1 protein-coding gene is annotated in these 2535 nt (G+C 75.5%); it reads right to left on the reverse strand.

The window, feature by feature from the left end; translation table 11 throughout:
• Positions 1-2535, reverse strand: a 2535-nt coding sequence (locus KBX39_RS28765; RefSeq protein WP_210873541.1) for an acyltransferase domain-containing protein, incomplete at both ends; no start/stop codon positions are given.

The following is a 2535-nucleotide window of genomic DNA, read 5'->3' on the forward strand; positions in this document are numbered from 1 at the left end:
CCTGCCCGTCGCGCACGGCGAGCTGCGGCTCGCCGGAGGCGATGGCGGCGGCCAGCGCGGCGGCGCTGTCCGGGGCGTCGTCGAGGTCGACGAGCTGGCACCGGCCCGGGTGTTCGAGCTGGGCGGCACGCAGCAGGCCCCAGACCGGGGCCTGGCGCAGGTTCACCTGCTCCTGCTCCCCCGCCGCGACCGCGTCCCGGGTGACGAGCACCAGCCGCGAGTCGGCGAACCGGTCGTCGGCGAGCCAGGTCCGCAACGCGGCGAGCGTACGGTGCGTGGCGGCGCGCGCCTGCGCGGCGAGCTCCGGGTCCGACGGGTTCCCGGCGTCGCCGACCGGGACGATCACCAGCTCGGGCGCCGGCTCACCCCCGGCGAGCAGGTCGCCGAGGGTGTCGAGCCCGACGTCGGTACGCACCCGGGCACCGGCCGCCTCGCAGGCCGCGCTGAGCACCAGGTCGTCGCCGAGCGCCACCCAGCGGATGGCCGCCGGCACGGGGCCGGTGGGCACCGGCAGCACGGGCCAGTCCACCTGGAACAGCGACTCGTGCCGGCCGGAGCGGGCCGCGCCGAGGGAGTCCCCGGAGACACGGCGCATGATCAGCGAGTCGACGTGCAGCACCGGGGCGCCGGTGGCGTCGGCCACCTGGAACGAGACGCCGACCTCGCCGGCCGCGGCGACGCGCACGCGCAGGGCGGTGGTCCCGGCGGCGAGCAGGGAGACCCCGGTCCAGGCGAACGGCAGGCGGGGCACGCCGGCGTCGGCGCCGTCGCCCATCCGGCCGAGGAAGCCGCCGATCGACATGGCCTGCAGCGCGCCGTCGAGCAGCGCCGGGTGCACGCCGAAGCGGCCGGCCTCGGCGTGGTGGCCGGCGGGCAGCTCGACCTCGGCGAAGACCTCGTCGTCGCGGATCCACGCGGCACGCAGACCCCGGAACGCCGGCCCGTACCCGAAGACGGTCGCCTCGATGCCGGAGTAGAAGTCGTCGGACTCGACGCGCGTCGCGCCGGGCGGCGGCCACACCCCCAGGTCGAAGGCGGGCGCGGCGTCGGCCGGCTGCGGGCCGAGCAGGCCGGTGGCGTGGCAGGTCCAGGCGACGTCGGCGAGGATCTCGTCGGAGCCGTCCCGGTAGGGCCGGGAGTGGAGCTGGACGGTGCGCCGCCCGTCGTCGTCGCGGTCGCCGACCGTCAGCTGCACCTGGAGCGCGCCGAGTTCGGGCAGGACGAGCGGGGCGAGCAGCGTCAGCTCCTCCACCGTCGGGCAGCCGGCCTGCGCACCGGCGTATGTGGCGAGTTCCACGAAGGCGGTGCCGGGCAGCAGGATGTTGTCCATCACCCGGTGCTCGCCGAGCCACGGGTGGGTACGCACCGACAGCCGCCCGGTGAAGACCATCCGCTCGCTGTCGGGGAACGTCAGCGTGGCGCTGAGCAGCGGGTGCCCGGCGTCCTGGAGACCGGCGGAGCTGACGTCCTGCGCCCGGTGCGCCGGCGGCTCGACCCAGTACCGCTGGTGGTCGAAGGCGTACGTGGGCAGGGCGACAGGGTCGGTCCCGGCCAGGACGGCCGTCAGGTCGACGGGCAGGCCGATCGCGTGGGCGGTAGCCAGGTTGGTCAGCAGCCGCGTCGGGTCGTCGTCGCCCCTGCGCAGGCTGCCCAGGGTGTGCCCGGTGACGCCGGCGTCGTCCAGGATCGCCGTCACCGGCATCGTCAACACCGGATGGGGGCTGATCTCGATGAACGTGGTGTGCCCGGCGGCGACAGCGACGCGCACGGCGCCGTCGAACTGCACGGTCTGCCGCAGGTTGTCGTACCAGTAACCGGCGTTCATCGAGGACGGATCGACCCAGTCCCCCGTCAACGTCGAGACGAGCCGAGTGTGCCCCGGCTGCGGGCTCACGTCGGCCAGGTCCGCGCGCAACCGCTCCGCGACGTCCTGCACCGCCGCCGAGTGCGACGCGTAGTCCACCGGGATCAACCGCGCCCGCACTCCGTCGGCCTGACACGCCTCCACCAGGTCGGCAACCGGCTGCGGCGGACCCGACACCACCACCGTCGACGGGCCGTTCACCGCCGCGACGCCCACCCCGGGGAAGCCCGGCAGCCGCTCCGTCACCGCGTCCGCGCGGAGGTCGACCGACGCCATCGTCCCGGTGCCGCGCAGCGCGGTCAGGGCCCGGGAGCGCAACGCCACCGCCTTCGCCGCGTCCTCCAGGGAGAGGATCCCGGCCACGCACGCCGCGCCGATCTCGCCCTGCGAGTGGCCGATCACCGCCGCCGGAACCACACCCGCGTGCTGCCACACGGCGGCGAGGGCGACGCCGACGGCCCACAGCACCGGCTGCACGACCTCGACCCGCGCCAGCCACGACTCGTCGTCACCGGTGAGCACCGACACGAGGTCCACGTCCAGATACGGCGCCAACGCCCGCTGGCACTCCGCCAACCGCGCGTCGAAGACCGGCGTACGACCCACCAGACCGGCCGCCATCCGCGCCGACTGCGCACCCTGACCCGGGAACACGAACACCGGGCCCGCAC

The organism is Micromonospora sp. D75, assembly GCF_018070405.1.
Lineage (GTDB): Bacteria > Actinomycetota > Actinomycetes > Mycobacteriales > Micromonosporaceae > Micromonospora > Micromonospora chalcea.